Here is a 21,971-nt window from a genome sequence, read left to right as displayed (position 1 = left end):
GGGTGAGTGGACGCAGCCAACACCCCTGCAGCGCCCAATATATAACGTTTATACCCAAGTAATTGGGGTTGCAGGTAGGCGGCCAGTGAACGAATCCCGATGAGCTTACATCAGTAAGTGATTCGGGTGAGTGGACGCAGCCAACACCCCTGCAGCGCCCAATATATAACGTTTATGCCCAAGTAATTGGGGTTGCAGGTAGGCGGCCAGTGAACGAATCCCGATGAGCTTACATCAGTAAGTGATTCGGGTGAGTGGACGCAGCCAACACCCCTTCAGCGCCCAATATATAACGTTTATGCCCAAGTAATTGGGGTTGCAGGTAGGCGGCCAGTGAACGAATCCCGATGAGCTTACATCAGTAAGTGATTCGGGTGAGTGGACGCAGCCAACACCCCTGCAGCGCCAAGTACGAAGGGCATAGTTGCATTACTGCGGTATTCGATGGTATTACAGAGCACTACAGACTCGCTGGTCAGTACACACTGCTGGGCACCTGTCCTCAGAGCACGCCTTTCCACCTATTTTTGCTGAGTAACTATGCCATGACCACAGCCACTCCCTTGCGACTTCTGGTTCGTCCTATCGTGGCAGAAGACAACCTTGCCATTGCCAACGTTATCCGCGATGTTTCTGCCGAATTCGGCCTGACGGTGGATAAAGGTTATACCGTCTCCGATCCAAATCTGGAGCATTTGCATGAGCTATATAGCCAACCACGTAGCGCTTATTGGGTTATCGAGGTCGATGGCCGTATTGCCGGTGGCGGTGGCGTAGCGCCTTTGTCATGTGGCGAAGCCGATGTTTGCGAATTGCAAAAAATGTATTTCTTGCCGGTTCTACGTGGGAAAGGTCTGGCGAAACAACTGGCATTACAGGCGCTGGAATTTGCTCGTCAGCATGATTTTAGCCGCTGTTATCTGGAAACAACCGCCAGCCTGACCAGCGCCGTCGCCTTATATGAAAAATTAGGCTTCGAACACATCGACGGGCCAATGGGTGCGACTGGTCATGTGGATTGCGAAGTGACTATGTTGAAAATGTTGTAGTCTCTCGATTTAATGTAATTAAGTCACTTATTCATAGAATAAAAAAACCCGCGCTATCAACAGCGCGGGTTTATTAGATAAAACTCAAAGCGGCAGATTAATGACGTTTACCGTCGTCATCTTCATCAATCAGTTCTTCGTCATCGTACTCGCCGTCTTCGTCATCTTCACCGTTCGGGTCTTCATAATAAGTTCCCCAACCGTCGTAGTTCACGCCACAGCTTTCAGCCAATGCAACCAACTGTTCTACCTGAGAATCAATCAGTTCGGCGTTTAAAGCCACTTCACTGATCACATCACAGCACATCACAACGGAGCCATCTTCAACTTCCAGCTCTTCTGCATCAGTCACTTCGTAACCCAGTTTGAAAGCTTCAACCGCCGCTTTCTCCAGCACTTCAAACTTTTCAGAAGAAAGATGGTGTTCAATGGTGTACAGCGCGTCAGGATCGCTGCCATCTTCCAGTAATTCTTCGATGATCAGGCGGGTCTCATCACGTTGCTCATCCAGTTTTTCGCGGTTTGCCATGCCTTTATCCTCAGTCAATGGGCGTTATATAGCCCTATTTTCCCACACCGCCGCCAATGCCTCCACTATAAACGAGAAAGATTTATCTTTTGTAGTTGCAATTGAATATTTATACGTATAAGTTGAATTTAAATTCAATTAGACTATTCGGAATGCATGGAGATGAGCGCTATGAGTCAGTTCTACAAACGTCACTTTTTGAGGTTACTGGATTTTACCCCCGCCGAGATTACCACACTGCTTGATTTGGCTGCAGAATTGAAAAAGGCAAAAAAATCAGGCACAGAGAAACAAAAACTGGCAGGTAAGAATATCGCGCTCATCTTCGAAAAAGACTCAACTCGTACCCGATGCTCTTTCGAAGTTGCCGCATATGACCAAGGTGCTCGCGTCACTTACCTCGGGCCTGGCGGTAGCCAGATTGGGCATAAAGAATCAATTAAAGATACAGCTCGGGTGTTAGGCCGGATGTATGACGGTATTCAGTATCGTGGTTTCGGGCAGCAGGTCGTTGAGACGCTAGCTGAGTTTGCCGGCGTCCCGGTATGGAATGGCTTAACCGACGAATTCCATCCGACTCAATTGCTGGCTGATTTACTGACTATGCAGGAACATTTGCCAAAAAAGAGTCTGCAAGAAATGACTTTCGCCTATTTGGGTGATGCTCGTAACAATATGGGCAACTCCATGTTGGAAGCCGCTGCGTTGGTTGGAATGGATTTACGGCTGGTGGCACCAAAAGCCTGCTGGCCGGATGCTAAACTGGTCGCGGCCTGTCAGGCGCAGGCGCAGAAAACCGGCGGAAAAATCACTCTGACTGAAGATATAGCCGAAGGCGTGAAAGGCGCTGATTTCCTCTATACCGATGTCTGGGTCTCCATGGGCGAGCCAAAGGAGGTATGGAACGAGCGAGTTGCTTTGCTCAAGCCTTATCAGGTCAATATGAACGTGGTTAAGCTGACCGGCAATCCGCAGGTCAAATTCCTGCACTGTCTGCCGGCTTTCCATGATGACCAAACCACACTGGGCAAGCAATTAGCCGAGCAATACACTATGCCAGGAGGTATGGAAGTGACCGAAGAAGTGTTCGAATCTGCACACAGTATTGTGTTTGATCAGGCGGAAAACCGGTTACATACGATTAAAGCCGTGATGGTAGCAACACTCTCCGCGGATTAAGTATTTACGCTATTCAGCATAATCCGCCAAGGACGGCGGATTATTAAAACCCGTCCAGAAGGTGCTTTAATTAGATTGAAGTGGCTACGGCTCAATTCACCACTGAAATAAATCGCCCCTATCAAACACCCAACCAGACTAAAGCAACAAACTTGCGTTCATCTTCACCACCGCCTTTCTTACATGTGCCTTTTCCCCCACCGCGCACAACGGCTTATGTACTTCTCCCGGATAGAACACGATAAAATCACTGGGCTGCATCAAGATCATTTTTTCATTTTGTGCACTTATTCCTACCGGTAAAAAAGCAATATCTTTATCGGCCAGCCAATCGGTTTCCGTTTCTCCCGCTGGGAGGTTGCTAAAAGCCATACCTTCCTGACCCGCCAGAACAATCTGTATATCCAGATATTTAGCGTGATATTCCGCCCGACGATTTTCCTGCCAATCGGTACAGTCGTTGGAAACCAGTACAAACAGATTGTTGCCATCAATATCATGCTTACCCAGCGGAGTTTCTGCGTTGATATGCTGCTTTACATATTCAATGGCAGCACGCAACGGTTGGGGAAAATAAGGGAGTAAATCGAGATGATGGATATTCCCAGTAATCATTTTTTAGATACTCGAATTATAGTGAAATATTGTTTCATTATAATCAAATCATGATTCTCGAAAGCTAACACACATCAAGATTTCAGGGTTATTTAACGTCCACCGACGATAAATACATAGGTTTATAGATCCGAAACTCCGTCTATAGTCTAGATAGTTATATGAAATAACCCTTGAGACTTTGCCCACAGACAGCAAAGCTTCTATCGTGCGATGCGATTAAATAATTTAAAAATAATTTATTTACCTCATCGTTCTGTCTGGCTGAGACTATCTGTCTATTCGGGGAGTGTTTTAATGAAAGCAAGAATTCTGTCGTTGCTGGTTGCGGCAACTTTGTCTGCCAGCGTTCAGGCCGCGACACCGCCGGATACCTTGGTGGTGGTCCAGTCACTGGATGATATTGTCAGCCTCGACCCCGCAGAAAGTAACGAATTATCCAGCATTCAGACCGTCCCAAGTTTGTATCAGCGCCTGATGCAGGCCGATCGGGAAAATCCGGCCAAAGTGATCCCTGTTTTGGCGGAAAGCTGGCAAGGTGACGCCGCCAATAAAACCCTGACGGTAAAACTGCGCCCCGCCGCAACTTTTGCTTCCGGTAATCCTGTGCGCGCCGACGATGTTATTTATTCCTTTACTCGCGCGGTAAAAATGAACCGTTCACCGGCCTTTATCCTGAACGTTCTCGGCTGGGAGCCGGACAATATCGATAAGCATTTGAAGAAGATTGATAACAATACCCTACAACTAAGCTGGAGCGCCGATGTCAGCCCAGCGGTAGCGCTGAATATTCTGTCTACGCCTATTGCCTCTATCGTGGATAAAGCGGCGGTGGCTCCCCATGAAAAAGACGGTGATTTCGGTAACGCCTGGCTGAAAATGCATTCTGCCGGCAGCGGCCCGTTCAAAATGCGGGTTTACCAACCTCATCAGGCCATTGTGTTAGACGCCAACCCAACCTCGCCGGGCAATAAGCCGCTGATAAAAAACATTATTATCAAGAACGTTCCCGATCCAAGCGCTCGCCGCCTCCTGATTCAACAGGGCGATGCCGATATCGCTCGGGAACTGGGGCCGGATCAGACCGCCGCGCTGAAAACTCAGGCTGGCGTTAAAGTGGTCGAAATCCCGTCGGCCGAACAAAACTATCTAGTCTTTAACACCGCTAATCCAGCTAACCCAATGTTAAGCAAGCCAGAATTCTGGCAAGCAGCTCGCTATCTGGTGGATTACCAAGGCATTACCAAAGATTTGCTGAAGGGACAGTATTTTGTGCATCAAAGCTTCCTGCCGGTCGGTTTGCCGGGTGCGCTGGAAGAAACGCCGTTTACTTTCGATCCTGCCAAAGCCAAAGCCTTGCTACAGAAAGCCGGTATTAAAAACGCGACTCTGACGCTGGATGTGGAAAATAAACCGCCGTTTATCACCATCGCCCAATCTTTACAGGCCAGCTTCGCTCAGGGCGGCGTTAAATTAGTACTGCTGCCAGCCGCCGGTAGTCAGGTTTATGGCCGGGTTCGCGCCAAACAGCATCAGTCTGCGATTCGCCTGTGGATTCCAGACTATTTTGACGCTCATTCCAACGCTAGCGCTTTTGCCTATAACGATGGCAAAAGCAGCACCGTCGCCGGTTTAAACGGTTGGGCAATTCCTGGGTTGAATAAACAAACGCTTGCCGCCGTTGCCGAAGCCGACCCCGCCAAGCGCATCCAGCTTTATACCAAGCTACAGCAGGAACTTCTGCAAAATTCGCCTTATATCTTTATCGATCAGGCCAAAACGCAAATTGTGTTACGGGATAATGTGAAAGGCTATCAACAAGGGTTGAATGCCGATATGGTTTATTACGACCTTGTCAGCAAATAGGTACCCGCGTACCCGGTTGGGATAACTTTTAATACAAGCGAGCAGATAGCCACATGTCCGTAGCTTTAAATAATACGCCGGGAGCCTTGCCCCGGCGTCGTTTTTGGGCGCTGATCAAAGGGATCTTCAGCCTCGCCCTGACCCTATTCGGCCTGTTGCTGATTACTTTCCTGTTGTCAGCGCTGTCGCCGGTGGATCGCGTGCTGCAAATCGTCGGCGATCATGCCAGTCAGGCGACTTATCAACAGGTTAGGCAGCAGCTTGGACTGGATCAACCGCTGCCGGTGCAGTTTTGGCATTATCTGGTCCAACTGGCTCATGGCTGTCTGGGCGTTGCCAGTTCCAGCGGGCAGCCGGTATTGCAGGATTTACTGACCGCATTTCCCGCTACGCTGGAGTTAGCGACGTTATCACTGATTATCGGGGCGTCTCTCGGCGTATTGCTGGGATTAATCTGCGCGCGCTGGGCCGGGAGTAAAGTCGATTCCCTCATTCGTTTCTTCACCCTGCTGGGCAACTCAGTACCAATCTTTTGGCTAGGGTTGCTGATGCTATTGCTGTTTTACGCCAAGCTACAGTGTAGCCCCGGCCCCGGTCGTCTGGATGATATTTACCAATACACGGTAGAAGCCAAAACCGGTTTCGCACTGATTGATACCTGGCGTTCCGGCGACAGCGGCGCTTTCGCTAATGCCGCAGCCCATTTGGTTCTGCCGGTGGCGTTGTTGTCTTACTATGCGCTGGCCAGTATTACCCGGCTGACGCGCTCTGCCTGCCTGAGCGAGCTGAATAAAGAATACGTCACCCTTGCGCGAGCCAAAGGCGCTGGCGAAATACGTATCCTGCTGATGCACGTCTTACCGAATATTCGCGGCACGCTGCTTACCGTCATCGCACTCGTGTACACCGGCATGCTGGAAGGCGCAGTGCTGACAGAAACGGTCTTTGCCTGGCCGGGCATTGGGCGCTATCTCACCAGTGCGCTATTTGCCGGAGATACCACTGCGATTATGGGCGGCACGCTGCTACTGGGGATGTGCTTTATTCTGATTAATAATCTGACGGACCTGCTGGTTCAGCTGTTAGATCCGAGATCGCGCTGATATGTCGATAATGAAATTTTTTCGTGCGCTGAAAAGCTCTCCTTCCGCCAGCATTGGGCTGTTTATTCTCTCCCTGTTAGTGCTGATTGCCATTTTTGCTCCTTGGCTTGCACCGCATAACCCGAATTGGCAAAACGCCGCCGAACGGTTGCTGCCACCGGAACCCGGCCACTGGTTAGGTACTGACAGCTACGGTCGCGATATGCTGTCGCGCGTGATTTATGGTACGCGCCCAACGCTGGGCTTAGTGCTTTTAGTCACGGTGATCACTTTGCCGCTGGGATTGTTAGTCGGCGTGCTTTCCGGTTATCACGGCGGCTGGTTGGAGAAGGTTTTAATGCGCATCACTGACGTCGTGATGTCGATGCCACGTCTGATTTTGGCCTTTGCCTTTGTCGCCATGCTTGGCCCCGGTTTGCTGAATGGCGCATTGGCACTGGCTCTGACGACCTGGCCAGCCTACGCTCGTCAGGCACGGGCAGAGATTCAGCTACTGCGTAAAAGTGACTATCTGGCAGCAGCGGAAATGATGGGTATCAAGGGCATACGTCTGCTTTGGGGACACATTTTACCTATGTGCCTGCCCTCGGCGGTGGTTCGACTGGCGCTGGATCTGGCCGGAATTATCCTCGCAGCCGCAGGTTTGGGGTTCCTAGGTCTGGGGGCTCGTCCTCCGATGGCTGAATGGGGTTCGATGGTGGCCGAAGGTATGCAGGTGATATTCGACCAATGGTGGATTGCCGCCATTCCGGGCTGCGCGATTTTGCTCAGCAGCATGGCTTTCAACCTGTTAGGCGATGGCCTGCGAGACTTACTGGACCCTCATCATGACTGATCTGCGTTTGGAGGTGAAAAACCTCAGCATTGATTTCCACCAGCAGCGGGTCGTGGATAAAATCTCCTTCCAGCTTGGCCGCGAGCGCGTGGCGCTGGTAGGGGAATCCGGCTCCGGTAAATCGATTACCGCGCGTTCTCTGATGGGATTAGTGCGCCAGCCGGGCAAAGTGAGCGCCGATCGGTTGTGTTATTACGCTGAAAATCCAGAGGATGCGCAGAATCCGATCCAACAGAATTTGCTGACGTTAAAACCACGTCGATGGAGCAAACTACGCGGGAATGATATTGCGATGGTATTGCAGGACCCGCGTTACGCATTAAATCCGGTGCGAACCATTGGCAAACAGGTTGAAGAATCCTTGCTGTTACATAACAGCCTGACCCGCGCAGACACCCATGAGCGTGTACTGAATGCGTTGGCATCGGTGGGATTAACTGAAGACCACTATCATCACTATCCTGCTCAGCTTTCCGGTGGGATGGGCCAACGGGCAATGCTTGCCATCGCGTTAGTGAATAATCCGCGAGTATTGATTGCCGATGAGCCAACTTCTGCGCTAGATGCCAAACTACGCAACCAGATTCTGGAGCTTATCGTCGAGCAAACCGAGCAGCGCAACATGAGCCTGCTGCTAATCAGCCATGATTTGCCTTTGGTCACTGAGCATTGCGATCGCGTGTTGGTGATGTATCAGGGCAAGCTGGTCGATCAAGGTCTGGCGGCAGATTTGCCTTATTCCACTCATCCCTATACTCATACGCTGTGGGCCTGTCGCCCAAATGCCAGCACTTTCGGCACTGATTTACCAGTGTTGGATCGTCAGGCGGATATGTTCGGAGGTCAGAATGGCACTGATTGAAGTTAGCCAGCTACGGGTCCGTTTCCCGCAGGGGAATCAGGTAAAAACCGCCGTAGAGTCCGTAAGTTTTCAGGTTGAAGCCGGCGAGACTTTCAGCCTAATCGGCGCATCCGGCTGCGGAAAATCTACGGTTTTGCGTACGTTGGCGGGTTTGCAACGCGAGTGGCAGGGCGAGATTTCTTTGCTTGGTCAACCGTTACGCCCCAGCCAGCGTTTTACCGGTCAGTTACGTAAAGATGTACAGATGGTGTTTCAGGATCCCTACGCTTCGCTGCACCCGCAGCACAGTATCCAGCGTACTTTAGGGGAGCCGCTGAAAGTTCACGGCGAGAAGAACATTCAGCAACGCATCGGCGAAGCGTTGGAGCAAGTGGGATTGCCCGCCTCTGCGGTGCATCGCTACCCACATCAGTTCTCCGGCGGCCAACGCCAGAGAATCGCCATCGCCCGCGCATTACTGTTACGGCCTAAATTGTTGCTATTGGATGAACCCACTTCCGCGTTGGATATGTCGGTACAGGCGGAGATTTTAAATCTGCTCAATAAGCTGAAACGGGAACACGGCATGACTTACCTGTTAGTGAGCCACGACAACGACGTAGTAGCGCATATGTCCGAACGAGCCGCGCTGATGGAAAAAGGTCACATTGTACGAGAGTATTCACGCCGAGATTTGGAGCTTGCGGAGCATTCATTTGGTTGAGGTGTTATTGGTTACTCTCTGAATGGAAACCCGATCCAATTCCAAACTTCGGTCACTGAAATATGTGCTTTAAAGTCAAAATCAGTTCAAATCTGAAATCGGATCGGGTTTCGGTTGATATTCGCTTGGTAAATTTTTCACCTCCACAGCCTCAACCGAGTTAAGGCTCATAGGCGCGAGCCTCAACAATCCGCACCTCCGCACAACATTGTCTGCCTGCATTGTCTACCCGCTTCGCAGGACACCTCGTTCATCACGCCGGCCAAGATATGCTCTTAAAGGTCCAAGTCAAGATCTGGACCAAAAGCGATATCCAAAGCAAAAGGCGAATTGTGATTCAGAAAAAATGGTTTTGATTTTACTAAGACGCAATCAGGAAGTGGGCCGCGCTGGGATGAGGCCAAGAGTGAACGGTCGTCAGCGGTTCAAAGTGCACCTTGAGCCGCAGCGACAGGAGGGATGACATCCTGATAACGCCCGCAAGCCAATCTAGCACTGGCTCGCCGGACAAAGAGTGCACGAGGGGACGTTCGCAGAACCCCGTTTTCGCGCCAAACGCGGGTGCAGGGTTGCGGCGACGGCCAACCCTGCTCGGAAGCCTCCACGGCGAGTGAGGAGAAACCGAACTATTCGGCTTGCGAAACCTGATCCAATTTTGACTTTGGAAAACTCAGCGCTGATTCTGAGATTAAAAAACAATCAAAAACCCTTCCTTACAAACAACCCAACCCTACTCCATCCCCTTTATGACCTTCACCGCTTCTTCGATTTTCATCACCAACTTTTCATCACTTATATTGCTCGTGCCCTGAATCAAAAACGGTGGCAGGAAATCCATCCCGGTCAGATTGGCCGTAGCGTGGAAAGGTAACAATAGGTTTTCAATCGGATAGCGATTGTATCCATTAGCGCTATAATCCTGAGCTCGGCTACCGGTCGAAACCACCAATTTCAGCGGTTTACCTTGCAGCCGCGTGCCCTCACTGCCATAGGCGAAACCGTAAGTTAATACCGCATCCTGCCATTCGCTTAAAATCGCCGGCGAGCTGTACCAGTAAAATGGAAACATCATCACCACAACATCGTGCGCATCCAATAACGCCTGCTCACGAGCGACATCAATCTTAAAATCTGGATAAGCACGAATCAGCTCGTGAACGGTGACATTCGGCAGCGGACGCAAAGCGTCAATCAACTGACGGTTGATACGAGACTCATCCGGATTACGGTGTGCCGCTAATACTAAAATACGAGACATAATGATTCCTTCTGCGGTTTTATTACGTCATTTTTTCATTTCTCCCGATGTTGGTGTAGTCTGTAATCGGCAACATCAATTTAAACTAAAGGTATCAACCATTATGTCGCTGCCTTCGGATCTCCATCGTTTACTCCCCGCCTTTCTCAGCGCCGCTCAAAGCGATAATTTCTCCGCCGCAGCCCGCAAGCTAGGGGTCACGCCTGCGGCTATCAGTAAAAACGTTCGCGTACTGGAAGCAAAACTTGGCGTCAGGCTGTTTCAACGCAATACCCATAACGTAGTACTAACCGATGAAGGCGAAGCGATGCTCGCCCGCGTAGCGCCACTGTGGCAAGCATTATCCACCGCGCTGGAAAGTGTCCAAAGTCAGGAACAGCAGCCCAGCGGCACCGTACGTATTAGCGTGATCCCCGGATTTGCCCACCAGCTGCTTATGCCGCTGATTCCGACTTTTTTAGCCCGTTATCCGCAAATCGATTTAGATATTTCGCTGGATGCCAGAGTGGTTAACCTGGTGGGGGAAGGGTTTGATGTGGCCATTGGTAATCGTAACGATCCCGACAGCCGCTTGATTGCCCGCGAGTTCTCTCCGGTGCAAATGGTGCTGGCCGCCTCTCCCGATTATCTTGCCGAGAATGGAACGCCGCAAACCATAGAAGATTTATATCAGCATCAGGCGCTGTTGCATCGCAATCCAGCAACCGGCCGCGTAGTAAAATGGCAATTACAACAAGATCACCGCGTCAAATTCGTTGAACCCGCCGGACGTTTGATCGTTTCTCAGCCCGCCATGATGCTGGATGCCACTCTGGCGAATATGGGTATTGCCTATCTGGCAAAGTGGCACACTGCCGCCCATTTCTCTGCTGGTCGTTTACAACCGGTATTGGAGAAACACTGGCCAGCCTCCGTTCCGCTATGGCTGTATTATGCTTCGGCAAATCTGCCTCCCCGTGTGCGGGTTTGGGTCGATTTTCTGCTAGAGCATTTTCGCGATTCGACAAAAAATCCACTAAAAATTTCAAATTTGTGATCGACTGTACAGGGAATAAACCTAAAGAATATTTCCTTGTCCTAAGTCAAATAAGTTGGCTGTCACTTCCGATTAAACCCATATATAGTGTCTATCAAAAGCAAAACACCTATATATAGTAGTTATCCACAGTGTCATCCACATTCCTCCGCAGCCCTTTCCAGCTGTGGGATTGCCTTGTGGATAACCCTGCATAACGGGAAACAGGAGTCACATCGTGAAACCAGTAGTGATTAAGCGGGACGGTTGTCAGGTACCTTTTGACGAGGTGCGCATTAAAGAAGCCGTGGAGCGTGCAGCTCTGGCTGTCGGCGTGGTAGACGCGGATTATTGTGCCACCGTCGCCCGCGTGGTCGCTCAAAAAATGGAAAACCAAACGCAGGTCGATATCCGCGAAATTCAAAACGCGGTCGAAAATCAGCTGATGGCCGGTGATTATAAACAGCTGGCGCGCGCCTATATTGAATACCGCCACGATCGCGATGTGTCACGAGAATTACGCGGTCGCCTGAATCAGGAAATTCGTGGTTTAGTAGAGCAAAGCAATATGGCGCTGCTCAACGAAAACGCCAATAAAGACAGTAAAGTGATTCCGACTCAGCGGGATCTGCTCGCCGGTATTGTGGCGAAACACTACGCTAAACAGCATATTTTACCGCGAGATGTGGTGCTGGCTCACGAACGCGGCGAAATTCATTATCACGATCTGGATTACTCGCCTTTCTTCCCAATGTTCAACTGTATGTTGATCGATTTGGACGGCATGCTGACCCAAGGCTTTAAAATGGGTAACGCTGAAATCGAGCCACCAAAATCAATTTCTACCGCGACGGCGGTGACCGCCCAAATCATCGCTCAGGTTGCCAGCCATATTTATGGCGGTACAACCATCAACCGAATTGATGAAATTCTGGCTCCCTTTGTGACCGCCAGTTACAACAAACACCAGCGTATAGCCGAAGAATGGGCAATTCCAGATGCGAAAGGCTACGCCATGGCGCGTACCGAAAAAGAGTGTCACGACGCTTTCCAATCACTGGAATACGAAGTGAATACTCTGCATACCGCCAACGGACAAACCCCGTTTGTGACCTTCGGTTTTGGTCTGGGAACCAGTTGGGAATCCCGAATGATCCAGCAGGCAATCTTGCGTAATCGCATTGCCGGCCTGGGTAAAAACCGGAAAACCGCCGTGTTCCCTAAACTGGTGTTTGCCATCCGCGACGGCCTGAACTATAAGTTTGGCGATCCAAATTACGATATTAAACAACTGGCTTTGGAATGCGCGACCAAACGTATGTACCCAGACATTCTTAATTACGATCAGGTAGTTAAAGTTACAGGTTCATTTAAGACGCCAATGGGTTGCCGCAGCTTCCTCGGCGTTTATGAAGAGAATGGCAAAGAAATCCACGATGGCCGCAACAATTTGGGCGTTATCAGCCTGAACCTGCCGCGTATCGCTCTGGAATCCCGAGGCGATGAAGCTCGCTTCTGGCAGTTACTGGATGAGCGTCTGTCGCTGGCGAAAAAAGCCCTGATGACACGTATTGCTCGTCTGGAAGGTATCAAAGCTCGGGTTGCGCCTATTTTATATATGGAAGGAGCCTGCGGCGTTAGACTACAAGCCGATGATAATATTGCAGAAATATTTAAAAATGGCCGAGCTTCCATTTCTTTGGGCTATATAGGTATTCACGAAACGGTTAACGCGCTATTTGGCAATCAAACCCACGTCTTTGACGATCAGCAACTGCGTGACAAAGCTATCGCCATCGTTTCCCATCTGAAAGATGCAACCGATAGCTGGAAAGATGAAACCGGCTACGCCTTTAGCCTTTACAGTACGCCGAGTGAAAACCTGTGTGACCGCTTCTGCCGTTTGGATACTGCCGAATTCGGCATTGTTCCAGGCGTTACTGACAAAGGTTATTACACCAACAGCTTCCATCTGGACGTGGAAAAGAAGGTTAATCCTTACGATAAACTGGATTTTGAAGCCCCTTATCCACCGTTGGCGAACGGCGGTTTTATTTGCTACGGCGAATATCCAAACCTACAGCACAACCTGAAAGCGCTAGAAGACGTATGGGATTACAGCTATCACCGCGTGCCTTATTACGGCACCAACACACCTATTGATGAATGCTACGAATGCGGTTTTACCGGTGAGTTTTCCTGCACCAGCAAAGGTTTTACCTGCCCGAAATGCGGTAATCACGAGCCGTCCAAAGTCTCGGTGACGCGCCGGGTGTGTGGCTATTTGGGAAGTCCGGATGCGCGTCCGTTCAACGCCGGGAAGCAGGAAGAAGTGAAGCGCCGGGTTAAACATCTGGCCAATGGCCAGTTGGGTTAATCCAGTCAGTATTTAAGAGTATTCGGGCGGCCAATAGGTCGCCCTGAAAATCTAACCAACTAACGTCGGACAAAGATCATCAATTATCATCAATACTATCCTGTCGATGTGATTAATGGCCCCGGAACCCGCTGTACGCTGTTTGTTTCCGGCTGTGTACACCAATGCCCCGGCTGCTATAACAAGAGCACCTGGCGGCTCAATTCCGGCAAGCCATTCACAATACAGATGGAAGACCAGATCATTGCGGATCTGAATGACACCCGCATCCGCCGCCAAGGGTTATCCCTGTCCGGAGGCGATCCGCTGCATCCAGAAAATCTCTCCGCTATTTTGTCACTGGTTAAGCGTGTGCATGCCGAATGCGATAATAAAGATATCTGGTTATGGACTGGCTACGAATTGGCTGAGTTAAGCAATGAACAGCGCGAAGTGGTGGATTTGATAAATGTATTGATCGACGGGAAATTTGTGCAGGGTCTCAAAGATCCCTCGCTAATTTGGCGTGGCAGCAGTAATCAAATCGTGCATAAACTGCGTTAAACCTCGATAAAACTGTGCCTCCGCTGACACTACGCGGAAGCATTCCTCACACCATCATAATGTAAAAATCAGTTAGCAAAGTTATAGGTGAAGGTGGCGTTAAAACGCCAGTCACGGCGAGTACTATCGCTTGGGACATCGCCGATTGGCCGCGCGCCTTCCAGTGAGAAAGAATAATGTTTGTTATCGCCAAAAGTGACGCCCACGGCATAAGACGCCAATTTCTTCGCCGGTAGCTGCGGCGTATTGAAGAAGGTTCTGGCCGTATCCACCAGCATATAAGGCTGAATGGTTTTCAGCCATTGCCCCTCCCGATTATGGATATAGCGCATTTCCACCTGCCCGCCGTAGCCATAGTCACCGGTGGCCTCACTATCAGGATAACCGCGGCCATAACGCAGCCCGCCAAAAGTTGCCTGTTCCGCTTCCGGTAACACATTATCCGACCAATCCCCTTCTGCCGACGCGCTTAAACGCCATTTCTCCGCGAACAAATAGGCGGTATCTCCACTCACTTTCCAGCGAGTGAATCCTAAATCCCCCCAAGGCGTAGAGCTGCTTGCCAGCGCGCCGTTAATCCCTTGTCGAACGCTAAAGCGGGTACTCCAATAAGCCTGGGTATATTCCCGATAGCCCAACAACGCCACTTCTGCCGCCGGGTAATGCATACTCTGATTTTGATCCGGCAAATCCCGTAATTGATTATTGAAGTTATTGAATCGGGCGCGGGATTTCAGATCGTAGCTTTTATCCACATAATCCAGACCGCCGCTAACCGTCCATTGTTTCTTCTGCGTTAGATACAGTGGATAACTGAAAACTACCCCGCCGTTATATTGGGTCTGCTCCGCGCGCGCTGACAGGGTAATATTGTCCGGCTGCAAAGTCAGAACATCGGTGTAGTCTTTAGGATTCTGTTTATAGTAACTGCCTTTCAACTGCATCAGCAGGCCGTTATCACCCAAATATTGTTGGTAGTTCAGCCCTAGATAACGATCGTTATCTTTATTATTGATAGGCAATAGTGTCGCGACGCCCAACTGTTCGCCATAACCGGTAAAACCGCTAAAAGTGGCATTGAGTACACCGGTATATACGCCTTTACGACTATCCAGCGCGGTGCTGACATTCCAGCTACGCGGATGATCGGCCTTAACTTCCAAAACCGTAGCGCCGTAGATATTGTTAGGATTTTTCGCCGTGGCGGTAACCTTCGCGTCCGGCGTTCTGCTCATTAAAATGGTATAGCGTTCGAAAACCTCTTTGGTGAGAGGCTTATCAGCCATAATGCGCTTGGATAATTTGGTTAGCCAACGCCCCAATGCGGCGTTATCACTTTTAATTAGCGTATTGCCAATATATCCCTCAACCAATCCTATTTTTAATGTACCGTTATTAAAATTATCTGCCGGTAAATAGGCGTAGGATAATACATAACCATCCTGTTGATATAATTTGGTAATAGCCTGAGTAGCAACCATCAAATTCTTTAGCGGCACCTTCTTCCCAATATAAGGAGCAAAAGGGGCCAGCAATGTTTTAGCATCGTAGCGAGTGCCGCCAATAAAATCCAAATGGCGAACGTCTATGAGTGTATCTAGCGTTAACGCATGAGAAGGGGCTGGCGTGTTTAACGCGGGAGGCTGCGGTCTGGCCGGTTGGGGTTTGGGTATTTCACGCGCGAGTCTTGAAGGGTTATTTTGATCGATTAACATCGGGACGGTATTTGCTAAGGTATTTTCTGCCACGGCAATGAATAAAAAAAACAGCCAAATTCTGTTCTTCATCGTCCATTTCCTTATTTGCATTTGCGCATAAATTTATTATGGAGCAAAAGAAGCGCTCCCCAATGCTTCAGGGGAGCGTAATAGGTTATGTTATTTATTAAGTATTGTTGTTCCTAATAACCCACCGTTTGTGGCGGTGTTAGTGCTTGCCCCTGCGTTACCCGTTAGCGTATTAGTGACGCCGCCGAGTAATCCGCCGTTAGTTGCCGTACCGCTGGTAACACCCGCGCCTGCGGTCAGGCCACCTAGGGTATTAGTTACCGGAGCTAATACGTTAGTATTGGCGCTACCGCTCACCGTAGCTCCGGCGGTCACGCCTCCTAACAATCCACCTCCGGTCGTCGTGGTGGGTGTCACCACCCCACCAGAACTGGCAACGGCCTGGCCGGTACTTTGTAGCGTTTGACCTACGCCAGCCAGCGTTGGTGATGCTGCTCCAACTTGAGTCCCCGTTGCCGACACAGTGTTACCTACACTATTCAGTAAACCACCGACAGGTGCACCCAGCCCCGTTGCACCACCCACGCTTTGTGTTATGCCTTGGGTATCTGCAACCACTGGCGTAACCAGACCCGTTGCCGCCGTGGTGACTTTAGAAGTCGCGCCGGTTTGCAAATCCTGCGATAAACCATTGCCAATGCTGGTGACTGCACCACCGGCCCCTGCAACCAGACCACCCGCAGTGTTAGTTACGCCACCCAGCGGCGTATTATTACCCACCCCGCTGACGGTACTACCCAAGCCGGAAACCCCGGTGCCGACATCCGCCACGGCTTTCGGTACACCCGCAGCCGTCACACCTAATGCATTAGGATTATTACCTAATTGTCCAACGCCGTTCTGGATACCACTTCCGATATCGGTAACCGCATTACCTGCGCTATCCACCACTGTGACCACGCCGCTACCAGCAATAGGAATGCTGCCAACCGGAGTCTGGCTAACCACATCTTTTACTTCGGAACCCACGCCACTGACCGCACCACCGACGCCGCCTAATACGCTTCCGACGACTAAAGGAGGCGTAGAAGTGCCTGTTCCGGTTCCACCGCCGGACCCCGTTCCACCTGAGCCACTGCCAGCCCCACCACCAGTACCAGTACCAGTACCTGTTCCACTGCCGCCAGCGCCGGAGCCTGACCCAGAACCGCTACCGCTGTTTGCCGTCGTGCCGTCACCCGTTCCGCTGGCGGTACTACCCGTTGTCTGACCACTACTACCTTTCGCGGTGTTGCTGGAGCCACCACCGCTCCCACTACATGCCGCCAATGAGCAAGCCAGGAGGATCGCCAGGCTTATTTTGCTCAAACGGCCGAGATTTTTAGGGCACATAATGCAACCCCCTACGTTGATAACGCCAAGGCGGCGCTAATTAATTGTAAGAGGCACTTATATTTCATTCCAGTTAACAGAGTGTTTATTTTTAATCTATTTGATGTTTTTTCATACAGAAAAAGTATGCGTATGAAATCACTCATCTTCCTCTCAGCGTTGACAAACTTCCTCTTTTGTCTCCTTCCTTCTTCCCGTAACTAAAAAGATTCATCGTTATGCCATCTGAGCATAACCGAACTGTCATTAAAGCTTGCCAGCATAGTTGGCAGATCGTTGATGAGTAAATTCCATGAAGCCAACCCATGATTCGCTTACCCATCTTCCACTACATTGTTCAGCAAAGGGGATTGGGCTTATTACATTGATGGAGGTTATACCCGCCATGCAGTTATCTAGACAACCGACCAGTTTTCCCACCCGCTATCAGCAAATTGCCGCCCAGTTGGAGCAAGAACTGCGCGGTAACTATCGCTGCGGCGATTATCTGCCCTCTGAGCAACAGTTAGCGGATCGCTATCAGGTTAACCGCCATACTCTGCGTCGGGCGGTAGATGAGCTGGTGCAGCGCGGCTGGCTACAGCGCCGTCAGGGTATTGGCATTTTGGTGCTCATGCGCCCTTACGATTACCCGCTGCACGCTCAGGCCAGATTCAGCCAAAACCTGCTACAACAGGGCAGCGATCCCACCAGCGAGCGGTTGCTGGCGGTGCTACGTCCTTGCACCGATCACATCGCCAAAGCGCTGTCGCTGCTCGAAGGGGAACATGTGATTCACCTACGCACTTTGCGTCGGGTTAACGGCGTGCCGGTGTGCGTAATCGATCACTATCTGCCCGATCTCACCTGGTGGCCAGTGCTACAGCAGTTTTCCTCCGGCTCTTTGCATCAGTTCATTAGCCAGCAATTGGGCCAATCCCTCAACCGAAGTCAGACCCGTATCAGCGCTCGTCGCGCGCAGGCGAAAGAAAGCCGTCTGCTGGAAATAGCCACCCACGCGCCTCTGCTGTGTGTGCGTACTCTGAATATTCATGCCGGTAGCAATAAGGTTGCGGAGTACTCCGTCAGCCTGACCCGTGCCGACATGATCGAACTGACCATGGAGCATTAAATGGAAAGTAACTCTACCCGGCAGGGCTGGATGTCAGTATTGGCTCACAGCCAACCGGAAGATCTGCTCGCTCACTGGCAGACGCTGAATCTCAGCCCGCGCTATCAGGTTATCCGCGCGCCAGAAATCGGCCTAAACCAGCTACAGGCCAGAATGGGCGCTACCGGGAAACGCTTTATTCTCGGAGACATGACCATCACTCGCGCGGTAGTCAGGCTGGAAGAAAACGATGAAATTTATGGTTATAGCTACATTGCCGGACGCAATAAACCCCATGCCGAACGCTGCGCGCTGTTGGATGCCCTGCTACAGCAAACTGCGCTGCACGAATTGCTGCAAAAAACGGTGATTACCCCACTGGCAGCATTGCAGCAAGAGCGCCACCAGCAGCGGGCTCGCGCCATTGCCACCAGCCGGGTGGACTTCTTCACTTTAGTGCGAGGAGAAGACTGATGACACTGCTTAATCATTTTGATCAACCCATTGACGATTCCCAACGCGCCTTTCGCCAAATCCTCAAAGCGCTCAGCGAACCGGGTATACAGGTCACTCTGCCGCATCGTCAGGGCTGGAAAGAACTTAACCCAGCGGCAACCAGCGTGTTGCTGACGCTGGCAGATCAGGAAACCGCCGTTTATCTGGATGGCGATTTAAATAACGATTTGATTCGGCAAAACCTACGTTTTCATACCGGCGCGCCGGAAGCTATCGCCACTCAGCAGGCGGTTTTCGCGGTATTTCGTCACCACATAGCCGCTGAGCAGTTGGAGATCTGCCCGACGGGCGATGAAGTGTCGCCGGAGCTTTCCGTTACGCTGATTATTCAGGTCGATAACCTGCAACAAGGCACGCCATTACACCTGCGTGGGCCCGGCATTGAAGAACAGCGTCAAATCGCTCCTCACCTACCTGCGGCGATACTGAACTATCTGATTAATCGGCCAAATACTTTCCCCACCGGAATGGATGTCCTATTGGCCTGTGGAGAAGATCTGATGGCCATTCCCCGAACAACCCAAGTAGAGGTGCGCTGATGTACGTAGCCGTAAAAGGGGGCGAAAAAGCCATCGAGGCCGCCCATCAACTCTTGGCTCACCAGCGACGCGGTGATCCAAAAATCCCGGCGATCGACTGCGAGCAGATCGAGCAACAACTGGGTCTGGCGGTGGATCGGGTAATGACAGAAGGCGGAATTTACGATCCTGAACTGGCCGCGCTGGCGATCAAACAGGCCGGAGGCGATCTGGTGGAAGCGATCTTCCTGCTGCGCGCCTACCGTACGACGTTGCCTCGCCTTGCCGTCAGCCAGCCGCTGAATACTGCCAATATGCGTCTGGAGCGGCGGATCTCGGCAATTTACAAAGATCTGCCCGGCGGACAAGTTCTTGGCCCGACTTACGATTACACCCATCGCCTGCTGGATTTCGCCCTGCTGGCCTCAGGCGATGTGCCTGCTGCGCCCAAAGGTGGAGAAGCGCTACCGGAGAACTGCGCCCATGTGTTTAATTTATTAGTACAGGAACAGCTTGCATTAATGGAACAAGACGACGGGCAACAGCCCGACGATATCACCCGCAATCCGCCGGTTTTCCCTTGCAATCGCTCTGCGCGTTTGCAGCAATTGGTACGCGGCGACGAAGGTTTTTTGCTGGCGCTGAGCTATTCCACCCAGCGCGGCTATGGCCGTACGCATCCCTTTGCCGGCGAGATCCGCAGCGGTTATTTGACGGTGTCGATCGCGCCAGAGGAGCTGGGGTTTACCATTGATATTGGCGAAATCCTGCTGACCGAGTGCGAAATGGTTAACGGGTTTGTCGATCCCGAAGATCGTCCACCGCATTTTACCCGCGGTTACGGCCTGGTGTTTGGTCGAGCGGAGCGGAAAGCCATGTCGATGGCCTTGGTGGATCGCGCCCTGCAAACCCAGCAATACGGGGAAAGCATCGCCAGCCCGGCGCAGGACGAAGAATTTGTACTGTCTCACGCTGATAACGTCGAAGCCGCTGGCTTTGTTTCCCATCTTAAATTACCTCATTACGTTGATTTTCAGGCCGAACTTGAACTGCTGAAACGCCTGCGCAGCGAGTATCGGGCCGAACATCAGGAGCCGCACCATGACTGAGGTTCTCACCGGTTACAATCTGGGTTATCTGGACGAACAAACCAAGCGCATGATTCGCAGAGCCATTCTGAAAGCCGTAGCCATTCCCGGTTATCAAGTGCCGTTCGGCGGCAGAGAAATGCCGATGCCTTATGGCTGGGGCACCGGCGGTATTCAGCTCACCGCCAGCGTGATTGGCCGCTGCGACGTCCTGAAAGTGATCGATCAGGGAGCCGATGACACCACAAACGCGGTTTCTATCCGCCACTTCTTCCAGCGGGTCTGCGGCGTAGCCACCACGGAAAAAACTACCGATGCCACTTTGATCCAGACTCGCCACCGCATTCCGGAAACCTTGCTGGCGGAGGATCAAATTCTGATCTTTCAGGTTCCCATTCCTGAACCACTGCGCTTTATCGAGCCGCGGGAAACCGAAACCCGCAAAATGCATGCGCTGGAAGAATACGGCGTGATGCAGGTGAAATTGTATGAAGATATCGCCCGTTACGGCCATATTGCCACTACCTACGCCTATCCGGTGAAGGTGAACGATCGCTACGTTATGGACCCATCTCCTATTCCCAAATTTGATAATCCGAAGATGCATATGATGCCAGCATTACAGCTATTTGGCGCAGGCAGGGAAAAGCGTATTTATGCCCTTCCGCCGTTTACCAAAGTGGAAAGCCTCGATTTTGACGATCATCCCTTTACCGTTCAGCAATGGGACGAACCCTGTGCCCTATGCGGCTCTCACCACAGTTATCTGGATGAAGTGGTGTTGGATGATCTCGGCAATCGTATGTTTGTATGTTCCGATACCGATTATTGCCAACAACAGCTTAGCGATACCGCTGCGGCCAGCCAATCCGAGGTGAATGCCTGATGAAACCTGCACAACTGGCCGCGACTCCGTTACTTTCAGTGGAAAATCTGACCCATTTATATGCGCCGGGCAAAGGTTTTAGCGATGTGTCTTTTCAGCTCTATCCCGGTGAGGTTCTGGGGATTGTCGGTGAATCCGGATCGGGGAAAACCACGCTGCTAAAATCCATTTCCGCGCGACTGGCTCCCCAACAGGGACAAATCATTTATCGACCCGACGGGCAGCAAGAACAAGATCTGTACGCGATGGCAGAAAGCCAGCGTCGCCGCCTGTTACGTACCGATTGGGGCGTGGTTCACCAGCATCCTCTCGACGGTCTGCGCCCGCAGGTATCCGCGGGCGGCAACATTGGCGAGCGTTTAATGGCTATTGGCCAGCGTCATTACGGCGAGATTCGCCAACAGGCCGGACGCTGGCTGGAAGACGTCGAAATTCCGATTTCTCGCCTCGACGATCTACCGACGACGTTTTCCGGTGGCATGCAGCAACGGCTGCAAATCGCCCGAAATTTAGTGACTCATCCAAAATTGGTGTTTATGGATGAACCGACTGGCGGGTTGGACGTTTCAGTTCAGGCGCGATTGCTGGATTTACTGCGCAGTCTGGTCGTGGAAATGCAGTTGGCGGTGGTTATTGTGACCCATGATTTGGGCGTCGCGCGCCTGCTGGCACATCGTCTGCTGGTGATGAAAGAAGGGAAAGTCATTGAGAGTGGCTTAACCGATCGGGTGCTGGACGACCCGCATCACGCCTATACCCAACTGTTAGTGTCATCGGTGCTGCAAAACTGATGCACACCTCGACGCGACACCCTTCGGCC

General features: G+C 51.3%; 21 protein-coding genes. 16 read left to right on the top strand and 5 right to left on the bottom strand.

Annotation, left to right across the window (positions count from 1 at the left end; all coding sequences use genetic code 11):
* The first annotated feature begins 545 nt into the window (after positions 1-545).
* Positions 546-1,049: a GNAT family N-acetyltransferase gene (locus ACQ4OC_RS11745; protein WP_430971189.1), complete on the top strand. Its 504-nt coding sequence runs from the start codon at positions 546-548 to the stop codon at positions 1,047-1,049.
* A gap of 97 nt (positions 1,050-1,146) precedes the next feature.
* Here the strand turns inward: ACQ4OC_RS11745 and rraB are convergent, their stop codons facing one another.
* A complete protein-coding gene (rraB, locus tag ACQ4OC_RS11740; RefSeq protein ID WP_049599537.1) occupies positions 1,147-1,578 on the bottom strand; it encodes a ribonuclease E inhibitor RraB in 432 nt (143 codons plus the stop codon).
* Between the two features lie 171 nt (positions 1,579-1,749).
* Between rraB and argF the strand changes: the two genes are divergently transcribed.
* A complete protein-coding gene (argF, locus tag ACQ4OC_RS11735; protein ID WP_064516206.1) occupies positions 1,750-2,757 on the top strand; it encodes an ornithine carbamoyltransferase in 1,008 nt (335 codons plus the stop codon).
* A gap of 138 nt (positions 2,758-2,895) precedes the next feature.
* Here the strand turns inward: argF and ACQ4OC_RS11730 are convergent, their stop codons facing one another.
* Positions 2,896-3,372: a YhcH/YjgK/YiaL family protein gene (locus ACQ4OC_RS11730; RefSeq protein WP_064516204.1), complete on the bottom strand. Its 477-nt coding sequence runs from the start codon at positions 3,370-3,372 to the stop codon at positions 2,896-2,898.
* 297 nt (positions 3,373-3,669) lie between these two features.
* On the opposite strand from ACQ4OC_RS11730, the gene ACQ4OC_RS11725 reads away from it, so the two are divergent.
* From ACQ4OC_RS11725 to ACQ4OC_RS11705, 5 genes are read left to right on the top strand one after another with little or no spacing between them, the layout of a single operon-like run.
* On the top strand, positions 3,670-5,238 hold the full coding sequence (locus ACQ4OC_RS11725) for an ABC transporter substrate-binding protein (protein ID WP_064516201.1): 1,569 nt from the start codon (positions 3,670-3,672) through the stop codon (positions 5,236-5,238).
* A gap of 53 nt (positions 5,239-5,291) precedes the next feature.
* Complete coding sequence (locus ACQ4OC_RS11720; protein ID WP_430971185.1) at positions 5,292-6,341, top strand: ABC transporter permease; 1,050 nt, start codon at positions 5,292-5,294, stop codon at positions 6,339-6,341.
* Position 6,342: 1 nt separating this feature from the next.
* Positions 6,343-7,176, top strand: coding sequence for an ABC transporter permease (locus tag ACQ4OC_RS11715; protein WP_064516197.1), 834 nt, complete (start codon positions 6,343-6,345; stop codon positions 7,174-7,176).
* A complete protein-coding gene (locus ACQ4OC_RS11710) occupies positions 7,169-8,038 on the top strand; it encodes an ABC transporter ATP-binding protein (RefSeq protein WP_064516195.1) in 870 nt (289 codons plus the stop codon). The genes ACQ4OC_RS11715 and ACQ4OC_RS11710 overlap by 8 nt, the downstream gene beginning before the upstream one ends.
* Complete coding sequence (locus ACQ4OC_RS11705) at positions 8,025-8,741, top strand: ABC transporter ATP-binding protein (protein WP_064516193.1); 717 nt, start codon at positions 8,025-8,027, stop codon at positions 8,739-8,741. Before ACQ4OC_RS11710 ends, ACQ4OC_RS11705 begins: the two co-directional genes overlap by 14 nt.
* A 730-nt stretch (positions 8,742-9,471) precedes the next feature.
* On the opposite strand, the gene ACQ4OC_RS11700 is transcribed toward ACQ4OC_RS11705, so the two are convergent.
* Complete coding sequence (locus ACQ4OC_RS11700; RefSeq protein ID WP_064516191.1) at positions 9,472-9,999, bottom strand: NAD(P)H-dependent oxidoreductase; 528 nt, start codon at positions 9,997-9,999, stop codon at positions 9,472-9,474.
* 103 nt (positions 10,000-10,102) lie between these two features.
* On the opposite strand from ACQ4OC_RS11700, the gene ACQ4OC_RS11695 reads away from it, so the two are divergent.
* The 3 genes from ACQ4OC_RS11695 to nrdG all read left to right on the top strand — a co-directional run bounded on the left by ACQ4OC_RS11695 (position 10,103) and on the right by nrdG (position 13,934).
* The gene (locus ACQ4OC_RS11695) at positions 10,103-11,035 is read left to right on the top strand and encodes a LysR family transcriptional regulator (protein WP_120806364.1); all 933 of its coding nucleotides are present in this window, start codon (positions 10,103-10,105) and stop codon (positions 11,033-11,035) included.
* Positions 11,036-11,252: 217 nt separating this feature from the next.
* Complete coding sequence (nrdD, locus tag ACQ4OC_RS11690) at positions 11,253-13,391, top strand: anaerobic ribonucleoside-triphosphate reductase (RefSeq protein WP_064516189.1); 2,139 nt, start codon at positions 11,253-11,255, stop codon at positions 13,389-13,391.
* A 78-nt stretch (positions 13,392-13,469) separates the two neighbouring features.
* Complete coding sequence (nrdG, locus tag ACQ4OC_RS11685) at positions 13,470-13,934, top strand: anaerobic ribonucleoside-triphosphate reductase-activating protein (RefSeq protein WP_064516186.1); 465 nt, start codon at positions 13,470-13,472, stop codon at positions 13,932-13,934.
* 68 nt (positions 13,935-14,002) lie between these two features.
* On the opposite strand, the gene ACQ4OC_RS11680 is transcribed toward nrdG, so the two are convergent.
* Positions 14,003-15,721, bottom strand: a complete 1,719-nt coding sequence (locus tag ACQ4OC_RS11680; RefSeq protein WP_430971184.1) for a ShlB/FhaC/HecB family hemolysin secretion/activation protein — start codon at positions 15,719-15,721, stop codon at positions 14,003-14,005.
* Between the two features lie 90 nt (positions 15,722-15,811).
* Complete coding sequence (locus tag ACQ4OC_RS11675; RefSeq protein WP_064516182.1) at positions 15,812-17,053, bottom strand: collagen-like triple helix repeat-containing protein; 1,242 nt, start codon at positions 17,051-17,053, stop codon at positions 15,812-15,814.
* A gap of 385 nt (positions 17,054-17,438) precedes the next feature.
* Here ACQ4OC_RS11675 and phnF point away from each other — a divergent pair, with 385 nt between their 5' ends.
* The 6 genes from phnF to phnK are packed head-to-tail and all read left to right on the top strand — an operon-like array spanning position 17,439 to position 21,942.
* Positions 17,439-18,164, top strand: coding sequence for a phosphonate metabolism transcriptional regulator PhnF (phnF, locus tag ACQ4OC_RS11670; RefSeq protein ID WP_064516180.1), 726 nt, complete (start codon positions 17,439-17,441; stop codon positions 18,162-18,164).
* Positions 18,165-18,617 carry a phosphonate C-P lyase system protein PhnG gene (gene phnG / locus ACQ4OC_RS11665; protein WP_064516178.1) on the top strand — a complete coding sequence of 151 codons (453 nt, stop codon included), beginning with the start codon at positions 18,165-18,167 and terminating at the stop codon, positions 18,615-18,617.
* Positions 18,617-19,198, top strand: a complete 582-nt coding sequence (phnH, locus tag ACQ4OC_RS11660; RefSeq protein WP_064516176.1) for a phosphonate C-P lyase system protein PhnH — start codon at positions 18,617-18,619, stop codon at positions 19,196-19,198. The genes phnG and phnH overlap by 1 nt, the downstream gene beginning before the upstream one ends.
* Positions 19,198-20,286: a carbon-phosphorus lyase complex subunit PhnI gene (locus ACQ4OC_RS11655; RefSeq protein ID WP_430971183.1), complete on the top strand. Its 1,089-nt coding sequence runs from the start codon at positions 19,198-19,200 to the stop codon at positions 20,284-20,286. The genes phnH and ACQ4OC_RS11655 overlap by 1 nt, the downstream gene beginning before the upstream one ends.
* Positions 20,279-21,151, top strand: a complete 873-nt coding sequence (locus tag ACQ4OC_RS11650) for an alpha-D-ribose 1-methylphosphonate 5-phosphate C-P-lyase PhnJ (RefSeq protein ID WP_430971182.1) — start codon at positions 20,279-20,281, stop codon at positions 21,149-21,151. Before ACQ4OC_RS11655 ends, ACQ4OC_RS11650 begins: the two co-directional genes overlap by 8 nt.
* Positions 21,151-21,942, top strand: coding sequence for a phosphonate C-P lyase system protein PhnK (gene phnK, locus ACQ4OC_RS11645; RefSeq protein WP_064516170.1), 792 nt, complete (start codon positions 21,151-21,153; stop codon positions 21,940-21,942). Before ACQ4OC_RS11650 ends, phnK begins: the two co-directional genes overlap by 1 nt.
* Positions 21,943-21,971: the final 29 nt, after the last annotated feature.

This window comes from Yersinia sp. J1, assembly GCF_050586585.1.
Taxonomy (GTDB): Bacteria; Pseudomonadota; Gammaproteobacteria; order Enterobacterales; family Enterobacteriaceae; genus Yersinia; species Yersinia entomophaga.
Note: the sequence above shows the minus strand (reverse complement) of the source record. Positions and strands in the feature narration are given on the sequence as shown.